The following is a 14,573-nucleotide window of genomic DNA, read 5'->3' on the forward strand; positions in this document are numbered from 1 at the left end:
TACTTGAGCGTTCACACAGCTCACGTAGTATTTTAACAGACTATTATTAGGAAATCTCGCGAATTACGTAAAAATAAGTAACCTGAAAGTGACATGTAATTCTGCTGTTGGAAAATATAATCTTCGGAAAGAACGTATGTTCTTAAAGTGTGTAAAAAAAATGCTGCGCTTCACGCGGCAGTCCGGTACGTAAACAAAATTTCTCCAAAGATTCTTCGGGTTCAGGCATCACTCCGGAGGTTAGCAATTGAATGGCAAAACGATTGGCCTGTCTTTCCAGCTTGCCTGGAGCAAAATAGGAATGTTCCTCCAGAAAGAATCGATTAATCCCTTTATGAAGTCGGTCATGACCAAGCTCATGTGCGCACACGAACCTTTGCCATTCCGGCGGCAAATCATTGTGTATGACGATAAACCTGCGCCGGAGCTTGCGAAAGTACAGTCCCTTGGTGGACTTCCCCAAATTGGTGAAACGAATCTGTATTCCAACCGCGCGGGCAATGCTGAACGGGCAGTTGGTCCGGTGTTTTCGAATCAGCTTTGTTACGATGTCATCCATATGATCTCACCTGCTGCCTTATTAAATTCAGTGGGTCATGCCTCATGGGCGATTGTCCGATTCGTCTGTCTTTTTGCGTTTGTTCATCTGTTTGGCTTCCCAGAACAGACCTGTCAGCACATCCTTGATTCGTTTCTTGTCCTCTTCATCGAGTGGAATGCCGTCAAACATCAGATCATCATCGTCTTCCAGCATCTTTTTGAAATCACGACGGTCTTTGTATGTAGCCCATTCCGGTACGTCCTGAAGTTCAGCAGCACTCCCTGGTTCAATATAACCAGCCTGCTTCATCATCTCTGTATAGGGCACCGAGAGTGCATCTGAAATCTTGCGGATGGTCGCTGGTTTTGGTACACCCCGGACTCCATTCTCAATACGTGAAATCTGTGAGTTGCTTATTCCGGCTGCTTCGGCGAGCTGATTGATGCTGTATCCCTGTTGCTCGCGCAGTTGTTTCATATAAGGACCAAAAGCGTGCTCCACAATTATGCCAACTCCTTTGATTCGTACAAGTGCTTGAGTTATAAAGAAGACAGTTGGATGGGGGGGAGGTAGATGTGCGTTCTATGCGCCGTTCCGGATTCGGATCGTTCTTTTGATCGCTGTTATCCCCAGATTTCCTATTTCCCTCTCTAAAGGGAGAAATCCGGGGATAAAGGCGAACGCTTCGCTTCTACAGAATCGATTCCGTCTCCTTCACTGCGTATGCGCGTGATACACACCTAAGTCCCTTCCCTAAAAATCTCAGTGGCTTCTTTATAAAAATCAAATGACTTGTACGGAAGTTCATTAATTAAACAGTACTATAACGTATATATACCATTAGGTAAAGAGATATGAAACAATTATGCCAAAAGGCATAGGAAATGAGAGCGAAGGTTTTATTTTATCGTCAAAACGAACCAAAATGAAGGTTTACTCCGATCTCCAGAAAGTGGTATCCTCAAATAGAAATACGAACACTATACGAACAAAATGTAAAGTTGAGGCGGAGCGTGTATTTTGTAATCACCTTCTGAAAAGTGGAATTCCCCGGATTATAGCGGTTTGGAGTGATTCCAAAAGGCAACAGGGGGAAATTTAAAAAATGTCGTTACTTTTTTGGAGAACTGGACAACTCTATGAATAAGAGCGTTTTGTCATCGACTATTAGAAATTTATTTTATAAAGAATACTAAAGGAGGAAGATAAATATGGAATTGATGCTGCCCGAATTGGACCGACGCAAAACGCAAACAGCTGTTGAAGCTGCGCTGGAAAAATACCGAATCTATAAAACCATTGCATTTGAAGAACGAGAGGTTATGGTGACGGCAAGTTATGCCGAGCGTTTCCACGGTGCAACCAATGTGACAGGGGATTCCACGGCGAGAACGGCGATCTACAATGTGGACGTGCAGCGCGCGCGTCAAGCATACTGCGATACGATTGATTTTGTTGTGTCCCGGCTGAGTGAAAAGGAACGTGTACTCGTCTGTGAACGATATCTGAAAGACGATGATGTGTTTGACTATAAAGTGTATAACCATGTGTTTGATCCGCCTGTCAGCAAGGATACGTATACGAAGATTCGTACACGTGCTTTCTACAAAATGGCGCTGGCTCTGTCAGATCGAGGTCTGATTAATATGGAGCCTTTGTCTGTGTCCCGCAAAGAGCGACAGAAGCTGGGCTGAGTGAGCGATTGAAGAAGTTGATCCTTTAATATCCAAGGTGGATTGGTTACAATAGTTGAACAAACCACAGTTGGTACAGCCAAAGGAGAGAATTCTGCGATGTCGGAAGAAGTCGGAATGCAGGAAATGGTCACGTTGAAGATAATCGCGGAAACGCTCAATACGTCCAATGATCTGAACTTAATGCTGGATACCGTGGTCGGCAAATTACTGGAGTTGACCGGATTAACGGCAGGCTGGATGTTTCTGATTAATGAACGTGGAGACTATACCTGTGTTTCGGATTATAATCTGCCCCCGGCATTACTGCGTAAAGATAAAGAGCCCATGCGAACGGGTACCTGCTGGTGTGTGAACCGCTTTAAGGACGGTCAGCTCAATCATGCGGTCAACATCATTAACTGTAAACGGCTGGAGGATGCGGTGGAATTCCGATGGGGAGATACTCATGATATTACCCACCATGCAACCGTTCCATTAAGGTCAGGGGAGAAGATGCTCGGCCTGCTCAACGTGGCTGCGCCAGCCAAGGAACATTTCAGCGACAGTGAACTGGCACTTTTACAGGGCGTGGCGTACCAGATTGGTAGTGCGGTAGAACGGATGAGATTGTATCGTGCGGAGCAGCGAAGAGCTGATCTGTATGCCAAGCTGGGAGAGTTCAGCACGGCTTTGGGTCTTGCAGTGAACGAGTGCAGCAATTCTGATGCTTTTTGTTTAAAAGTTGTACAGCTGCTTGGGCAGCATTATGATTGGCCTTTTGCTACAATCATTCAGCAGAAAAATGGATTGTTCGTTGTGCAGGCAGCCTATGCAGATGATAAGGTTCGAGCGTTATCAAGTACTCCGTTATCTTCAGAAGTGACGAGCCACATTAACCATATAATCAATAGTCATCGTGTAACATCTTTGTCTGGGACAGAGATCGCTGAGATATTTACCCTGTGCAAGCCTGACCAGACTGCGAATTCCATTGCCTTGGGAATTGCTGCTCCACTTCCGTACCATACGCCAGGGGAAACGGGAATTCTGGTGATCGGAATAGGAACATCAGGTCCTGCGCAGGCAGACCGTGAAGTGCTGGAGGCATTGGCTGAACATATTGCGGCCTCATGGGAGAGTCTGAAGCTGGCGGAGAATCGCCGCGAACTTGCACGAATGGAAGAGAGAAACCGGTTGGCTCGCGATCTGCATGATTCGGTTAATCAGATTTTATTTTCACTATCGTTAACGGCTAAAGGCGCGGAAAGTATGTTATCCAGCTCGGAACAGTTGCACCCGGCAGCGGAAGCGATGAAGGATATTCGGGCTTTGTCTCAGGAGGCTCTCAAGGAAATGCGTGCATTGATTATGCAGCTCCGTCCCGCGGGACTGGAAGCAGGGCTGCTCCATGCGCTACAGGAATACGGTACCAGCCAGGGGCTTCAAGTGGTGATGAACCGGACGGGAATGCGGTCTTTACCGCGTAATATAGAAGAAGCATTGTGGCGAATCGGACAGGAAGCGCTGAATAATGTAAGAAAACACGCGGATGTTCCTTCTGCTGAGGTCACCCTCAAGTTAAGTGATCATGAAGTGGTGTTCACCATCACAGATCAGGGAAAAGGTGGTGCGAACAGGCCAAAAGCGTCGTCTGGAAGCTCCCTTGGCCTGTCCATTATGAAGGAACGGGCTCAATCGCTCGGTGGCAGCTTAGAAATAGTGAGTTATTCCCGCAAGGGAACGACAATAACGGCAGTCATTCCACTTCCGTTCGAATCTGTATAAAGTCAGGGGGAAGAAGAGATGCCGATTACGATTTTGCTCGCAGACGATCATGCGATGGTGAGACGGGGGCTGCACGTTTTTTTGACGACACAGCAGGACATGAAGGTTGTGGGCGAAGCATCGAACGGACAGGAAGCACTGGCTCAGGCGGAAGCGTTAAAACCTGACGTGGTATTAATGGATCTGCATATGCCGATCATGGACGGAATTGAAACAGCCAGAAGGCTGCGCACGTTATTGCCAGCAACGCGAATCATTGTGCTCACCTCGTTTTCGGATCAGGATCATGTCGTTCCTGCTGTTCGCGCAGGGGTGAAAGGATATCTGCTCAAGGATATTGAACCGGAGGATCTGGCCGTAGCCATTCGTAATGTGCATGCAGGTCAGGTGGAATTGCATCCCGCCGCAGCAGGTCAATTGATGCATGTGATGGCTTCATCCGATTGGTCTATAAATGAACAGCAACCACAGGATATACCGACAGATCAGTCAGCAGACAGTCAACATCAGGAGCCAAAGCAGAAGGGTAAATCAACTGAAGCGTCTCTTGGCGGACTGGATATGCTCACTCGCCGTGAACAAGAAGTCTTGGGGCTGATTGCTCAAGGATTGAGCAACAAGGAAATTGCAGTTCAATTGGTCATCACCGAAAAAACGGTCAAAACACATGTCAGTCATCTGCTCGACAAACTGGGACTGGCGGATCGGACGCAAGCGGCTCTTCATGCCGTAAGAAATGGCTGGGTCGTGTGACCAATTCCGACATATGTTCATACTTAAGTCGTATAAACTCAACCTAAAGGTTGAGTTTTTTGGCATTTCAAGTTAAGTCTATCTGCTGACGATTTGGATGCAAAAGAAAGGTAAGATAAGAGTAGAAATAACAGATCGGTTGAAACATGAGAGTTTGAATTATTAAAAAACCAAGGAGAGTGACTTTATGAATATCGTTATTTTGGCAGGCAGTAATCGGAACAATGCAACCAGTACACGTCTGGGAGAGTATGCTGTGGAGATTATTCGAGGTCAGGGACATCAGGCCAGCCTGTTTGATCTGTATCAGACACCACTCCCATTATATGCACCAGATGAAAAACAAGCGGATCATGAACATCTGGCAGATCTGAATACACGTATGCTCGCGGCTGATGCGATCATCTTGTCTACACCAGAGTATCACGGCAGTATTAGCGGTGTGCTCAAAAATGCATTGGATCACCTGAGTCAGGCTCATTTCAGCGGCAAGCCCGTCCTGTCCATCAGCTCCTCTGGTGGAGCGGTGGGGGTAAGTTCACTTTTACAACTGCAAGCGATTGTTCGCAATCTGCATGGCATTAATGCCCAGGAGTGGATATCCATTGGTGGTGCGCAACGCAGACGATTTGAAGCGACATTTGACGGATACGAGGAGTATGAAGGCAGTCAGGATATAGAGGACCGGGTGCAGCGGGTCATTGGATCGTTTTTAAATCTGGCCCAGACGTTAACGAATGCGCGGAATTCTACCATGAGTTGAGAACCAAGGAAGATGAAAAATCGGAAAAGGAAAAGAGGTTGAGCATTATGATTACAGGCATATTTGAAACACATTTAAACGTGACGGATCTGGAGAGATCCCATCATTTCTATGAAACGGTCCTGGGTTTACCTCATGCCTACGGGCAGAAAGAACGTGGGAACTCCTTCTACTGGATTGGTGGAAAAGGCAATGCCATGCTGGGATTGTGGCAAAAGGAACCTTCCGAGGTGAAACGTCAGCACTTTGCTTTTCATGTATCTCTGGAGGATATGAAACATGCGGTGGCTCACTTGGAGAACAAAGGGATCAAGACACAGAACTTCCTGAATGATGATATCGGTGAACTGTACGTCTTTGGCTGGATGCCTGCGGTATCTGTATATTTTAACGATCCGGATGGTCATATGCTTGAATTCATCGCCATGCTCCCGGATGAAGCGAAGCCTGAACTTGGCATGGTGCCGTGGAGTCAGTGGGAGGAGATGCAGGAGAAGACCGTATGATGATTGAAGAATTACAGTTATATACAACACGGCTGGAGGACCTCAAGCATTTTTATCGTGATACGTTGGGAATGGAGGTCTCCAATGCCACGGATCAGGCCTTCAACCTGCAGGTTGGAGGGACAAAGATGATTTTCAAACCGTGTGAAACAGATCGTGAGCCCTTTTATCATGTGGCCTGGTCGATTCCGACGAATCGGTTCAAGCAAGCGAAGAAGTGGGCTGCATCACGTGTTGTTTTAAGCAGAGAAGGAGATCGGGATGAGACGTACTCTACTAACTGGAACTCTCATTCTCTCTATTTCGAAGATCCGGCAGGCAATATTATTGAGCTGATTGCTCATCATCGTATTCAGAACGAGAGTGACCATGACTTCTCGACTCAAGATATATTACAGGTGTGTGAGATTGGCCTGGTGACGGAGGATGTTCTGTCTGTGGTGAATGAGCTTCAGCAGATTGGACTCACGCGCTGGGGTGAGGTTAGTGATACCTTCGCTCCTGTAGGAGATGTACATGGTTTATTTATTGTGGTGAGGAAGGATCGGACATGGTTTTTCTCCAAGCAAAAAGCACAGATCTATCCGTTGGAAGTATCCATCCTTGGCGTGGGCAAGCTTCGAATTGGCTAAACTTTACATTCCGGGGCAAAACGGGCATATGTGGAGCATTTCCATCATGTTATAGAAGTAAGCGCTCTATTTATTAATTAGGATATATAAGTTGAACTAAATTTAGACGATAACGGAGAGGACAAATCTTAGTTCAACTTATATAGTTTCTCTGATGGGTTTACATATAATGAAGGGTGGTGGCAAGCTTGGATCGACGTTTGTTGGAAGATGGACTAGCGATTATCGTTTCCAGTCGGGAACGTACAGGGGATCTGTGGCACGCCCATTATGGGGCGGGTGCGATTGCGGCATATTTTTGGTTGCGGGAAAATCGTCTCACTGCCCTTGCCGCCGGCAGTGTTACGGCCGAAGCAAAAGCCATGCTTCGCCAGCATGGAATCAGCCCTGGCCAGACCTCTCCGATTGGTGAAATGATGCCCAGGGAAGATGCCGAGGCGTGTATTACGGACGCATTGGATCGAACGATTGGAGAACTGCACTGGGTTGGACACCAGGCCATCTACGGGGCAATCAGTCTGAAAGCCATTCGTGAACTGGATGGATGGGGCACTACGGAGGATATTGGTCGGCTGGTTGAACTGATCGATTCATTCGATCGAACCATCCCGGGAAGATCCTGGATGAACACAACGATGAAAGAAATTCGCAGTCTGAAGCCGGAAAACAGCGATGGTTTCCCCGAGATCGAAGATCCAACGCAGTTGTCACGCCTGATTCTGGATGAGCTTGGTGCGTTCCAGACCATATATCACGCGGAAGCGCATCATGATCTGATCGGTCATATGCTGACCTATGGACATGCGCTTAACATATTATATGAATTGGGTTATCCGGCATTATTCCACAAAGGCATTCCGCCTTTCCTTACCATGGTGAAGGCACTACGCTTAAGCCGAGATGTGGATATTGAACAGGAGATGCCGACATTGCAATCACCCGTAGACCTGCTGCCACTAGAACGGGCGGAACGATCAGTGGCGCTCCCTCATGAACTGGAATATTGGCTCACCGACAGACGTTCCCGTGACTGGAACGGAGGTCATGTATTTAAATTCCCGTTCAGTTTCTATCATCATGCCAAGAACGGGGAACCTATACCGGAAACATGGGAGAATTTTCGTTATATCATCGCGTGAGATAAACATACATTTCAGAAGGGGTGTCCGACATGACGGACACCCCTTCTAGGCATTATTCTGGTCTACCGAATTGTAGGGTAGGCATCCTGTACCTTTTTAACGGGGCCAAATTTCAAGGATAAAAAGGATCAGCATGACTCTGGACACCAGCATGTATGGTGATTTTCGTATGGGCTGACGCGCTGCCCATATTCCCCAGGAACTCATAAGTGCAATACTCCCCCAGAACATCCATAAGGAGATGCCTTCGGGTGTAAATAGAAAGGACAGCTTGGGCAGTCCCCTGTTGCCAGCCCCAAGAAGAACAGTAGTCATATAGACGAGGATAAGGAAAAACAACTCGAAGAGCAGGGTTTGCAGCCAGAAATAATAGATGTTGAACACTCGTAGCATGATGACTGTGATTAGGATAAACAGGATACCAACGGATAAGAATGTTGCCGCGGTCCATCCAATGAGAGATGTTGTTACAACATCTGTTTCCTGATATAAGATGTACATCGCCAACGCATACATAGCGGGACCCGCCATATAACTGGTGACAGCAATCCAAAGATAGAAGAAATATCTCTTTTTCATGGTCATATCCATCCTTTATTGTTCGTAGGATTTGAAAGCTACTTATGTCATATAAACATCATCAGGATGGGTTTGGTTGGACTATCAATAGGAGTTTTCTCCAAGAAATCGGCATTTAACCACCCCGGACACGACTACATTCATGCGTAATTCATCCCGATTACCATCAGCGCGAGTGGGGAAAGGCGGTAAAATGGTATTATCGGATCAGCAGCAAGGAAGACACACCGACAGCTCATACGCTAACGTACAGCCGGCTAGGGGGCCGGTTTTTTAATTCGGTGATTGCATCCTTGCCCTGATCGGGTATTAAAGACTAGATATATAAGTTGAACTAACGATTTACACGAGAACGAAGAGGACAGAAATAACCTGAAGAAGCGGAGCGTGCGCCTTTATCCACGGATTTCTACCTTTATATAAGTGGATCAAGAAAATCCGGGGATAACAGCGATCGGAAGGTTGTTCTGTCATCGAAGTGGCAAGTGTAAATATTCTGTAGTTCAACTTATATAGATAACAGGAGGCTACGTGATATGAAAACAGTATTGTATGTTCCACTCGATGATCGTCCAGCGAATCTGGATGATGTGATTGTGCAAGGGAAAGCAGCCGGTATCCATATCGTTACACCGAACCTGAGTGATATTAAGAATCGTCTCGACTCGGAGAAAACCGTAGATGGCACAACGCTGCTCGGCACCTCCACGCCGGTTTATGGCAAACCGTCCAAGATTCACGACTTTATTCTGAAACATGCTGCCAAGGTCGACGGATTCATAATCTCATCCGATATGCTCGCTTATGGCGGTCTGATTGGCAGTCGTCAGCTCCGCGAAGATGGAGGAGGCACCTATCCTGAGTACGATGAGGAAACCACTCGTTTCCTGGATGTGATCCGCGTGATCAAGCAGAAATACCCACGCAAACCCGTATTTGTAATGGACACCATCATGCGTTTGGCTACGACCTCGTTTGCAGATGGCTTGGCGCTTGATGCATATAATGAGTCCCGTGCATTGATGCAGCAGCCACGTCAGACATACACCGAGTTTGAGGATATTATCGAAGGTTATAACCTGTCCCCGGATGGAGTGGAATATGGGACAACGACCTATTTTGATAAAGAACAGTATTACAATACAAGACAGCATAAATTCAAAACAAATCTGTACATTCTGGATCATCTGGCTCGCACAGGTTATATCGATTTCCTTGCAGTTGGAGTCGACGATGCTAACACGCAGGGTGTTCAGATCAATGAAATCAAATATGTAGAAGCGCGGATCAATGAATGGCTGGGTGGAACCAATGGGCAAAATCCGGATCGAGCTATCGTATTGCCGGATGCGGATGGTCTGGGGCACGCTTTGGTTGCTCGCATGGCTAACCAGTTGTTCCGAGGCGGGGCGAGGACACGTTACGCAGTGAAATATTTTGGTCCTCACGGCAATACCATCATTAACACGTATGAATACATGGATGTACACGAGAATGTGGTTCGTCATGTGGATATTGTAGGTGGTGTGCTTGTAGCGGATTCGGCATATCCTGAACCGGATGTGGTGACGGATGTGGGTGCTGGCTTGGAAAATGAACAGCTAGTGGCTGTAGCAGCCGATCAAGTTGTCCCGTTTGACATGACCTCCGAACTGGATCGTATGACGAAGGGTCACCCAGGTAATTCCGGGGAGAACACGGGCATCGACATTGAGATTATTGCCATTACGGCTCTGGATCAGGTGCAGGCTGCGTTGGAGCAATTGACGCTGAATAGTGAGCAAGGTCTGCCTTCGGTATTGATTGATTTTGTGGGTAAAGGACCAGCGAATGTCGATGTTGCCGAAGCATTGCTCAACAGTCCATATACCGGACGGGTTCTGGGTTACAGTGCATGGAATACACCAGGTAACAAGATCGGTATTGCTGTAGGTATGGGGCAGTCGAGGTACGCATTGATCACAACAGAGAAGCATGAGCATAAGTTGCGAGATGCGATGAATGCGCATGGCTCGCTGTTGTTTAAGCGTTTCCTGAAGGATTACTACTACAAAGCGGTAGCGATTGCGGACATCCGCACGTATTCCCGAACCCATGCGTTGTATACCAACGTGGCTACACTTTCGGATCAAAATATGTTGCTGTTCAACTCAGAGGAAGACTATGCCCATTTGCAAACATTGCTCCGTGACTTGATGCAAACTTACACAACGGCACTTGCGAATAAAACAGCCTTCCAGACAGGCAATGTGGCGATTAAGCAGATCTGTGATGACGAATTGTCTTATGCGACGTATAGCAGTGCGCTGCTGGAATATGGGAATCCTGATTTCATCTGGGGCCGTGCATTTGAAATTACGTTGAACCCGCAAGTTACGCTGAACTAAACTGTTATCTTACCATGGGCTTCTCATGTTTGGGATCATCACTGGTATGACTGTACTGCTTAATCTCGCCGTTGTTAAAAATGATATATTGGTACTTCGCTTCGAGTTCATCCGCGAATGTTACTGAGGCACCGTAAGGTGCTTCAGAACTTTTTGAGGAGTAAGTACCTTGTACTTCGATAAGCTGTTCGGGTGAGTAACCTTTCTGTTCAATCAGGTAAGTGGTTACCTGTTGTTCAGCATCATTTTTCTTGAGCGGATTACCAAGCAGTCCGAAGTAAGCCCAGCAGGATATCCCGAGTATAAATGCTAAGATGACAAGTGAAGTGATCTTGAATGTTTTACTCATAGGTATTTCTCCTTCTTTTACGTAAGAGACAATGAATTTGATAATAAAATATTAATATATTTGGATAAATTTATCAATTATTTGATCTTAAAGCTTACTTAGGTATTCTTTAAAATGATGATTCTAGAATCGTCTTTTTTCCACCCGAACGTCTCCCTTAATCGCACCGAAGTCGTACGGAACACCATCCGCGCTAGGAATGAAAGGGTGTAAGATTGTATTATCGGATCAATAACAAGGGACACACCGAAAGCACATACGCTAATGTACAGACCGGCCAGGTGGCCGGTCTTTTTGATGCGGTGAATGTAGTCCCGGTACTGGTTCGATAGCAATACAGACTCTGAGTTAAAAGGGGGAGTCTACTGCTGCTGCATTGTCGCTGCACGGTGTGGGCAGATCTCAAACTTGCAGCCAAAGGGGGCGAAATGAATGTGTCTATGAGAAATAAAATTAGCACTGCCATGAGCACCGGTAAAATGAGTACGCTCATTAAAAAAACGCTGAAACAGAAGCTTGCGGTACTTGTTCCAGATTGGAATGGTCGTGTGCTGGATGTACCTGCGTCAGGCGAAATGTTGGCCGGGCCTTGTGCAGTGGTTGCGTTTGCCGAAGAGGTGCCGAAGTCTGCTTGGGCGGGATATCGACGGATTATTAAAATCTCACCATACGCTCGTCCGGAAGATGGTGGCGCTGAACAAGTGGAAGCTTGGTCAGCCCATCTAATCGAAGGGTTGCACCAGGTAAGACTGGTGGATGAAGCAGGTGAGGCCTTCACTTGCATCTATTTGGGTTCTTCAGATAGTGACCGGGTGGATGCAGGGTCTGGAATGTTTACGCGCAGTCTGCGGTTCGGAGTGTATGTTCCCGAAGACTCGGGAGTTGTCCTCGCTGAAACAGGGGACGCGTGGTTAGCTGCGCTTCAAGACTGGACACAGTCGGAACTTGGTTCGAACTGGTCTGTATATGGTGATGCCTGGCCTAGAGGATATGAGATGCCGTCTGTGTTATGGCGATTGGCTGGATGCAGCACGTCTGTGGCGGGCACTTCGGCATTGGAGGTTCGACAACAGTGGATTGGGCATGTGCTAACCGATCATCCAGTACTAACACGTCAGACCGTTACTCGGTTGGTAGAGCAACTTGCAGTGCAATCTCGTCTTGCCGTCACTGAAACGGATGGCGAAGAGCACGAAGGTAACACGCGATATATCACAGTGGATGAGGTCACAGCAGATTTACAGGCAGATGCCTATCTGAATGGACAGATTCGTCTGACACTACAGCAGCGGATTCGCCGTCCCGGTACGAATGTACCTTTGATTCGTGAGATTCACCATAGCAAAGGTATGGAGTAAACGTTAGTCGAGAGGAACCTTCTATTAGAGGTTGTTCAAAAAGCCCGCTTTTGATTACAAAGGATGCCTAACGGCATCATCAGCATCGAATATGGAATTCAGCCGAATAAGCATAAGCTTACGAAGTATGTTTCCTTTGGAAACATTGTAGTTGCTCACGTAGTTTTCCATACGCTCTGCTACTCCATTTCTAACTTCATCCCATCTTCTCGGTACTGAAAACCGATCTTTTTGAACATGCACTTTTAAGAGTGGTTCCAGATTATAGCTTTGAAATGATAGATGTGGCTTCAATATTATAGCTTCATATTCATAGGATCAAAAATTCATAGATCAAGCTTAAAGATCATCGTTTCACGAAATTAGTAGTCCAACAAATGAGGTGAGATGGCAATGGCAAGCTCAGTGAAAAAAAGCAAACAGACAGCCCCGCGGTATACACGGGCAGAATTGATGAATCATGCAGAAGCCCTCTTTGCCGTTAAGGCAGAGGTGCTGTACGGTGCGCTGTACGAAGCGGCGCAAGAGACGTTTTCCATTGAAGAAACGCAAGAACGAATTAACCAATTTATGAAAGCGAAGGTGAAGGGATAATGGCAGGTGGAAATTGGGAGCAAACGAATCGTCCGGTCCTTCCGGGCTTATATATGAATTTTCAGGCGGCAGCCTCCTCGGCCATTCAGGCAGGTACGCGGGGAACGGTCGTGGTACCAATCAAGGCCAACTGGGGTCCTGTGGGGACTTTTGTTGAAGTAGGGAGCGAAGCGGCGATTGAACGTATCTATGCGGCGAATGTGCTGGATAACGGTACGGCTTATACTTCCTTGAAGCTCGCCCTGTTGGGTGGGCCGAAGAAGTTGCTCGCTTGTCGGGTAGCAAGTGCTGCGGCCAAAGCAGCCACGCTTACTTTGAAGGACAGCAGTGATGCCAATGTTCTGCAACTGGATGCGAAGTATCCGGGAGATCGTGCAAATAGATTCTACGTCACCATCCAGCCAGGTGTGATTGATAATACGAAGCATGAAGTGCGCCTTTTTGAAGGCAACCGGATGTTGTATGCGCTCCTGACAGCGGATATTACAGCAGCTTCTCTGGCAAAAGAGATCAACGCGGATGAACAAAATGTCTGGTTAACGGCTCAGGCGATTGGCGATGATGCAGGTGTAGTTGCAACAATTGCGGGTGCGGCATTCAAAGGCGGCGTAAGTGGCAACGATGACCTGACCAATGCAGAGTACATTGCTGTACAGGGCGCGCTGGAAGGGGAGCAATTCGACGTCTTGGCTTTGGATCAGGCGGCTGATGCACCTCTGCTTGCGAGTTTTGCGGCATGGGTGAAACGTGTGCGTAGTGAAGGTAAACCGGTGGTGGCTGTATTTGGCGGTTCCTCAGCGGATGACACTTCTGCTACAGCAGCACAAAAAGCGGCAGCACGTTCGCTTGCGCTCAACCATGAAGGTGTGATTAATGTCGGTACAGGCGTACGCCTTGGAGATGCATTCTACAGCTCGGCGGAAACATCCGCCTATGTTGCAGGTCTGATCGCCGGACAACGTCTGAACCAATCCACAACCTATGCAGCTACTCCGTTCGATGATGTGACACGTCGCTGGACGCGTGCAGAACAGGAGCAGGCGGTACAGAATGGCGTATTTATTTTCTTCCATGATGGACGCCAGGTGAAAGCACTTCGTGGTGTAAACACACTGGTAACGCCAGCCGCTGGACAGAATAATGCGTGGAAAAAAATCCGTTCCATTCGTGTTTTGGATGCGATCAACACGGATTTGCAGCGCTCCGCGGAAGATACGTATATCGGTAAAGTGAACAATACTGAAGAGGGTCGTCAAGCACTGATTAGTGCCATGAAGGCCTATTTGGCGTTGCTCGCACAGAGTAATGTGATTGAAGCTGACGGTTACGATGTCATTCTTGATCCGGCGTATTATGGCACTGCTCCAGTTCTCAAACCGGAAGCGGATCAGGTATTCCTGCAATGGAACGTGAAGCTGACGGATGTGATGGAGCAGTTGTTTGGCACATTTTACGTGCAATAAGGTTGTGTGAAAGGAAAACGCGATTTTTTAATTTTAAGGAGGAAA

The 14,573-nt window shown here is 47.2% G+C and carries 15 protein-coding genes; 11 read left to right on the forward strand and 4 right to left on the reverse strand.

Translation table 11 applies throughout. The features are described 5' to 3' along the window. Positions 1–142: 142 nt before the first annotated feature. On the reverse strand, positions 143–559 hold the full coding sequence (locus tag V6668_RS06285) for an ImmA/IrrE family metallo-endopeptidase (RefSeq protein WP_133386683.1): 417 nt from the start codon (positions 557–559) through the stop codon (positions 143–145). A 42-nt stretch (positions 560–601) separates the two neighbouring features. Further along, complete coding sequence (locus V6668_RS06290; RefSeq protein WP_082219000.1) at positions 602–1,045, reverse strand: helix-turn-helix domain-containing protein; 444 nt, start codon at positions 1,043–1,045, stop codon at positions 602–604. Positions 1,046–1,752: 707 nt separating this feature from the next. On the opposite strand from V6668_RS06290, the gene V6668_RS06295 reads away from it, so the two are divergent. The 7 genes from V6668_RS06295 (at position 1,753) to V6668_RS06325 (ending at position 7,795) form a co-directional block, all read left to right on the forward strand. Next, positions 1,753–2,235: an ArpU family phage packaging/lysis transcriptional regulator gene (locus V6668_RS06295; protein WP_017690187.1), complete on the forward strand. Its 483-nt coding sequence runs from the start codon at positions 1,753–1,755 to the stop codon at positions 2,233–2,235. A 42-nt stretch (positions 2,236–2,277) separates the two neighbouring features. Next, the gene (locus V6668_RS06300; protein WP_338707964.1) at positions 2,278–4,002 is read left to right on the forward strand and encodes a GAF domain-containing sensor histidine kinase; all 1,725 of its coding nucleotides are present in this window, start codon (positions 2,278–2,280) and stop codon (positions 4,000–4,002) included. A gap of 18 nt (positions 4,003–4,020) precedes the next feature. Then, a complete protein-coding gene (locus V6668_RS06305) occupies positions 4,021–4,755 on the forward strand; it encodes a response regulator (protein WP_036611442.1) in 735 nt (244 codons plus the stop codon). 187 nt (positions 4,756–4,942) lie between these two features. Continuing rightward, the gene (locus V6668_RS06310) at positions 4,943–5,518 is read left to right on the forward strand and encodes an NAD(P)H-dependent oxidoreductase (RefSeq protein ID WP_338707965.1); all 576 of its coding nucleotides are present in this window, start codon (positions 4,943–4,945) and stop codon (positions 5,516–5,518) included. 47 nt (positions 5,519–5,565) lie between these two features. Continuing rightward, positions 5,566–6,024, forward strand: coding sequence for a VOC family protein (locus V6668_RS06315; RefSeq protein ID WP_036611437.1), 459 nt, complete (start codon positions 5,566–5,568; stop codon positions 6,022–6,024). Next, positions 6,021–6,656, forward strand: coding sequence for a VOC family protein (locus V6668_RS06320; protein ID WP_338707966.1), 636 nt, complete (start codon positions 6,021–6,023; stop codon positions 6,654–6,656). Before V6668_RS06315 ends, V6668_RS06320 begins: the two co-directional genes overlap by 4 nt. Before the next feature lie 179 nt (positions 6,657–6,835). Continuing rightward, on the forward strand, positions 6,836–7,795 hold the full coding sequence (locus V6668_RS06325; RefSeq protein WP_422395244.1) for a hypothetical protein: 960 nt from the start codon (positions 6,836–6,838) through the stop codon (positions 7,793–7,795). 99 nt (positions 7,796–7,894) lie between these two features. Here the strand turns inward: V6668_RS06325 and V6668_RS06330 are convergent, their stop codons facing one another. Then, positions 7,895–8,377, reverse strand: a complete 483-nt coding sequence (locus V6668_RS06330) for a hypothetical protein (protein ID WP_338707968.1) — start codon at positions 8,375–8,377, stop codon at positions 7,895–7,897. Between the two features lie 536 nt (positions 8,378–8,913). Between V6668_RS06330 and V6668_RS06335 the strand changes: the two genes are divergently transcribed. Further along, entirely contained in the window at positions 8,914–10,764 is a 1,851-nt protein-coding gene (locus V6668_RS06335; RefSeq protein WP_338707969.1) for a DUF4127 family protein, read from the forward strand. A 4-nt stretch (positions 10,765–10,768) separates the two neighbouring features. On the opposite strand, the gene V6668_RS06340 is transcribed toward V6668_RS06335, so the two are convergent. Beyond that, complete coding sequence (locus V6668_RS06340; protein WP_338707970.1) at positions 10,769–11,113, reverse strand: DUF3139 domain-containing protein; 345 nt, start codon at positions 11,111–11,113, stop codon at positions 10,769–10,771. 434 nt (positions 11,114–11,547) lie between these two features. On the opposite strand from V6668_RS06340, the gene V6668_RS06345 reads away from it, so the two are divergent. The 3 genes from V6668_RS06345 (at position 11,548) to V6668_RS06355 (ending at position 14,528) form a co-directional block, all read left to right on the forward strand. Then, a complete protein-coding gene (locus tag V6668_RS06345) occupies positions 11,548–12,471 on the forward strand; it encodes a hypothetical protein (protein ID WP_338707971.1) in 924 nt (307 codons plus the stop codon). A gap of 393 nt (positions 12,472–12,864) precedes the next feature. Next, positions 12,865–13,065 (forward strand): hypothetical protein, encoded by a 201-nt coding sequence (locus tag V6668_RS06350; RefSeq protein WP_017690177.1) that lies wholly within the window; start codon positions 12,865–12,867, stop codon positions 13,063–13,065. Next, complete coding sequence (locus V6668_RS06355; protein WP_338707972.1) at positions 13,065–14,528, forward strand: phage tail sheath subtilisin-like domain-containing protein; 1,464 nt, start codon at positions 13,065–13,067, stop codon at positions 14,526–14,528. The genes V6668_RS06350 and V6668_RS06355 overlap by 1 nt, the downstream gene beginning before the upstream one ends. Positions 14,529–14,573 lie beyond the last annotated feature (45 nt).

The sequence above is a fragment of the Paenibacillus amylolyticus genome, from assembly GCF_036894225.1.
GTDB classification, from domain to species: domain Bacteria; phylum Bacillota; class Bacilli; order Paenibacillales; family Paenibacillaceae; genus Paenibacillus; species Paenibacillus amylolyticus.

What these genes read in the sequence shown, in the direction of transcription:
- V6668_RS06295 (WP_017690187.1), top strand. Translation starts at nt 1,753, where the DNA reads ATGGAATTGATGCTGCCCGAATTGGACCGACGCAAAACGCAAACAGCT.
- V6668_RS06330 (WP_338707968.1), bottom strand. Translation starts at nt 8,377, where the DNA reads ATGAAAAAGAGATATTTCTTCTATCTTTGGATTGCTGTCACCAGTTAT.
- V6668_RS06305 (WP_036611442.1), top strand. Translation starts at nt 4,021, where the DNA reads ATGCCGATTACGATTTTGCTCGCAGACGATCATGCGATGGTGAGACGG.
- V6668_RS06335 (WP_338707969.1), top strand. Translation starts at nt 8,914, where the DNA reads ATGAAAACAGTATTGTATGTTCCACTCGATGATCGTCCAGCGAATCTG.
- V6668_RS06310 (WP_338707965.1), top strand. Translation starts at nt 4,943, where the DNA reads ATGAATATCGTTATTTTGGCAGGCAGTAATCGGAACAATGCAACCAGT.
- V6668_RS06350 (WP_017690177.1), top strand. Translation starts at nt 12,865, where the DNA reads ATGGCAAGCTCAGTGAAAAAAAGCAAACAGACAGCCCCGCGGTATACA.
- V6668_RS06355 (WP_338707972.1), top strand. Translation starts at nt 13,065, where the DNA reads ATGGCAGGTGGAAATTGGGAGCAAACGAATCGTCCGGTCCTTCCGGGC.
- V6668_RS06320 (WP_338707966.1), top strand. Translation starts at nt 6,021, where the DNA reads ATGATGATTGAAGAATTACAGTTATATACAACACGGCTGGAGGACCTC.
- V6668_RS06285 (WP_133386683.1), bottom strand. Translation starts at nt 559, where the DNA reads ATGGATGACATCGTAACAAAGCTGATTCGAAAACACCGGACCAACTGC.
- V6668_RS06340 (WP_338707970.1), bottom strand. Translation starts at nt 11,113, where the DNA reads ATGAGTAAAACATTCAAGATCACTTCACTTGTCATCTTAGCATTTATA.
- V6668_RS06315 (WP_036611437.1), top strand. Translation starts at nt 5,566, where the DNA reads ATGATTACAGGCATATTTGAAACACATTTAAACGTGACGGATCTGGAG.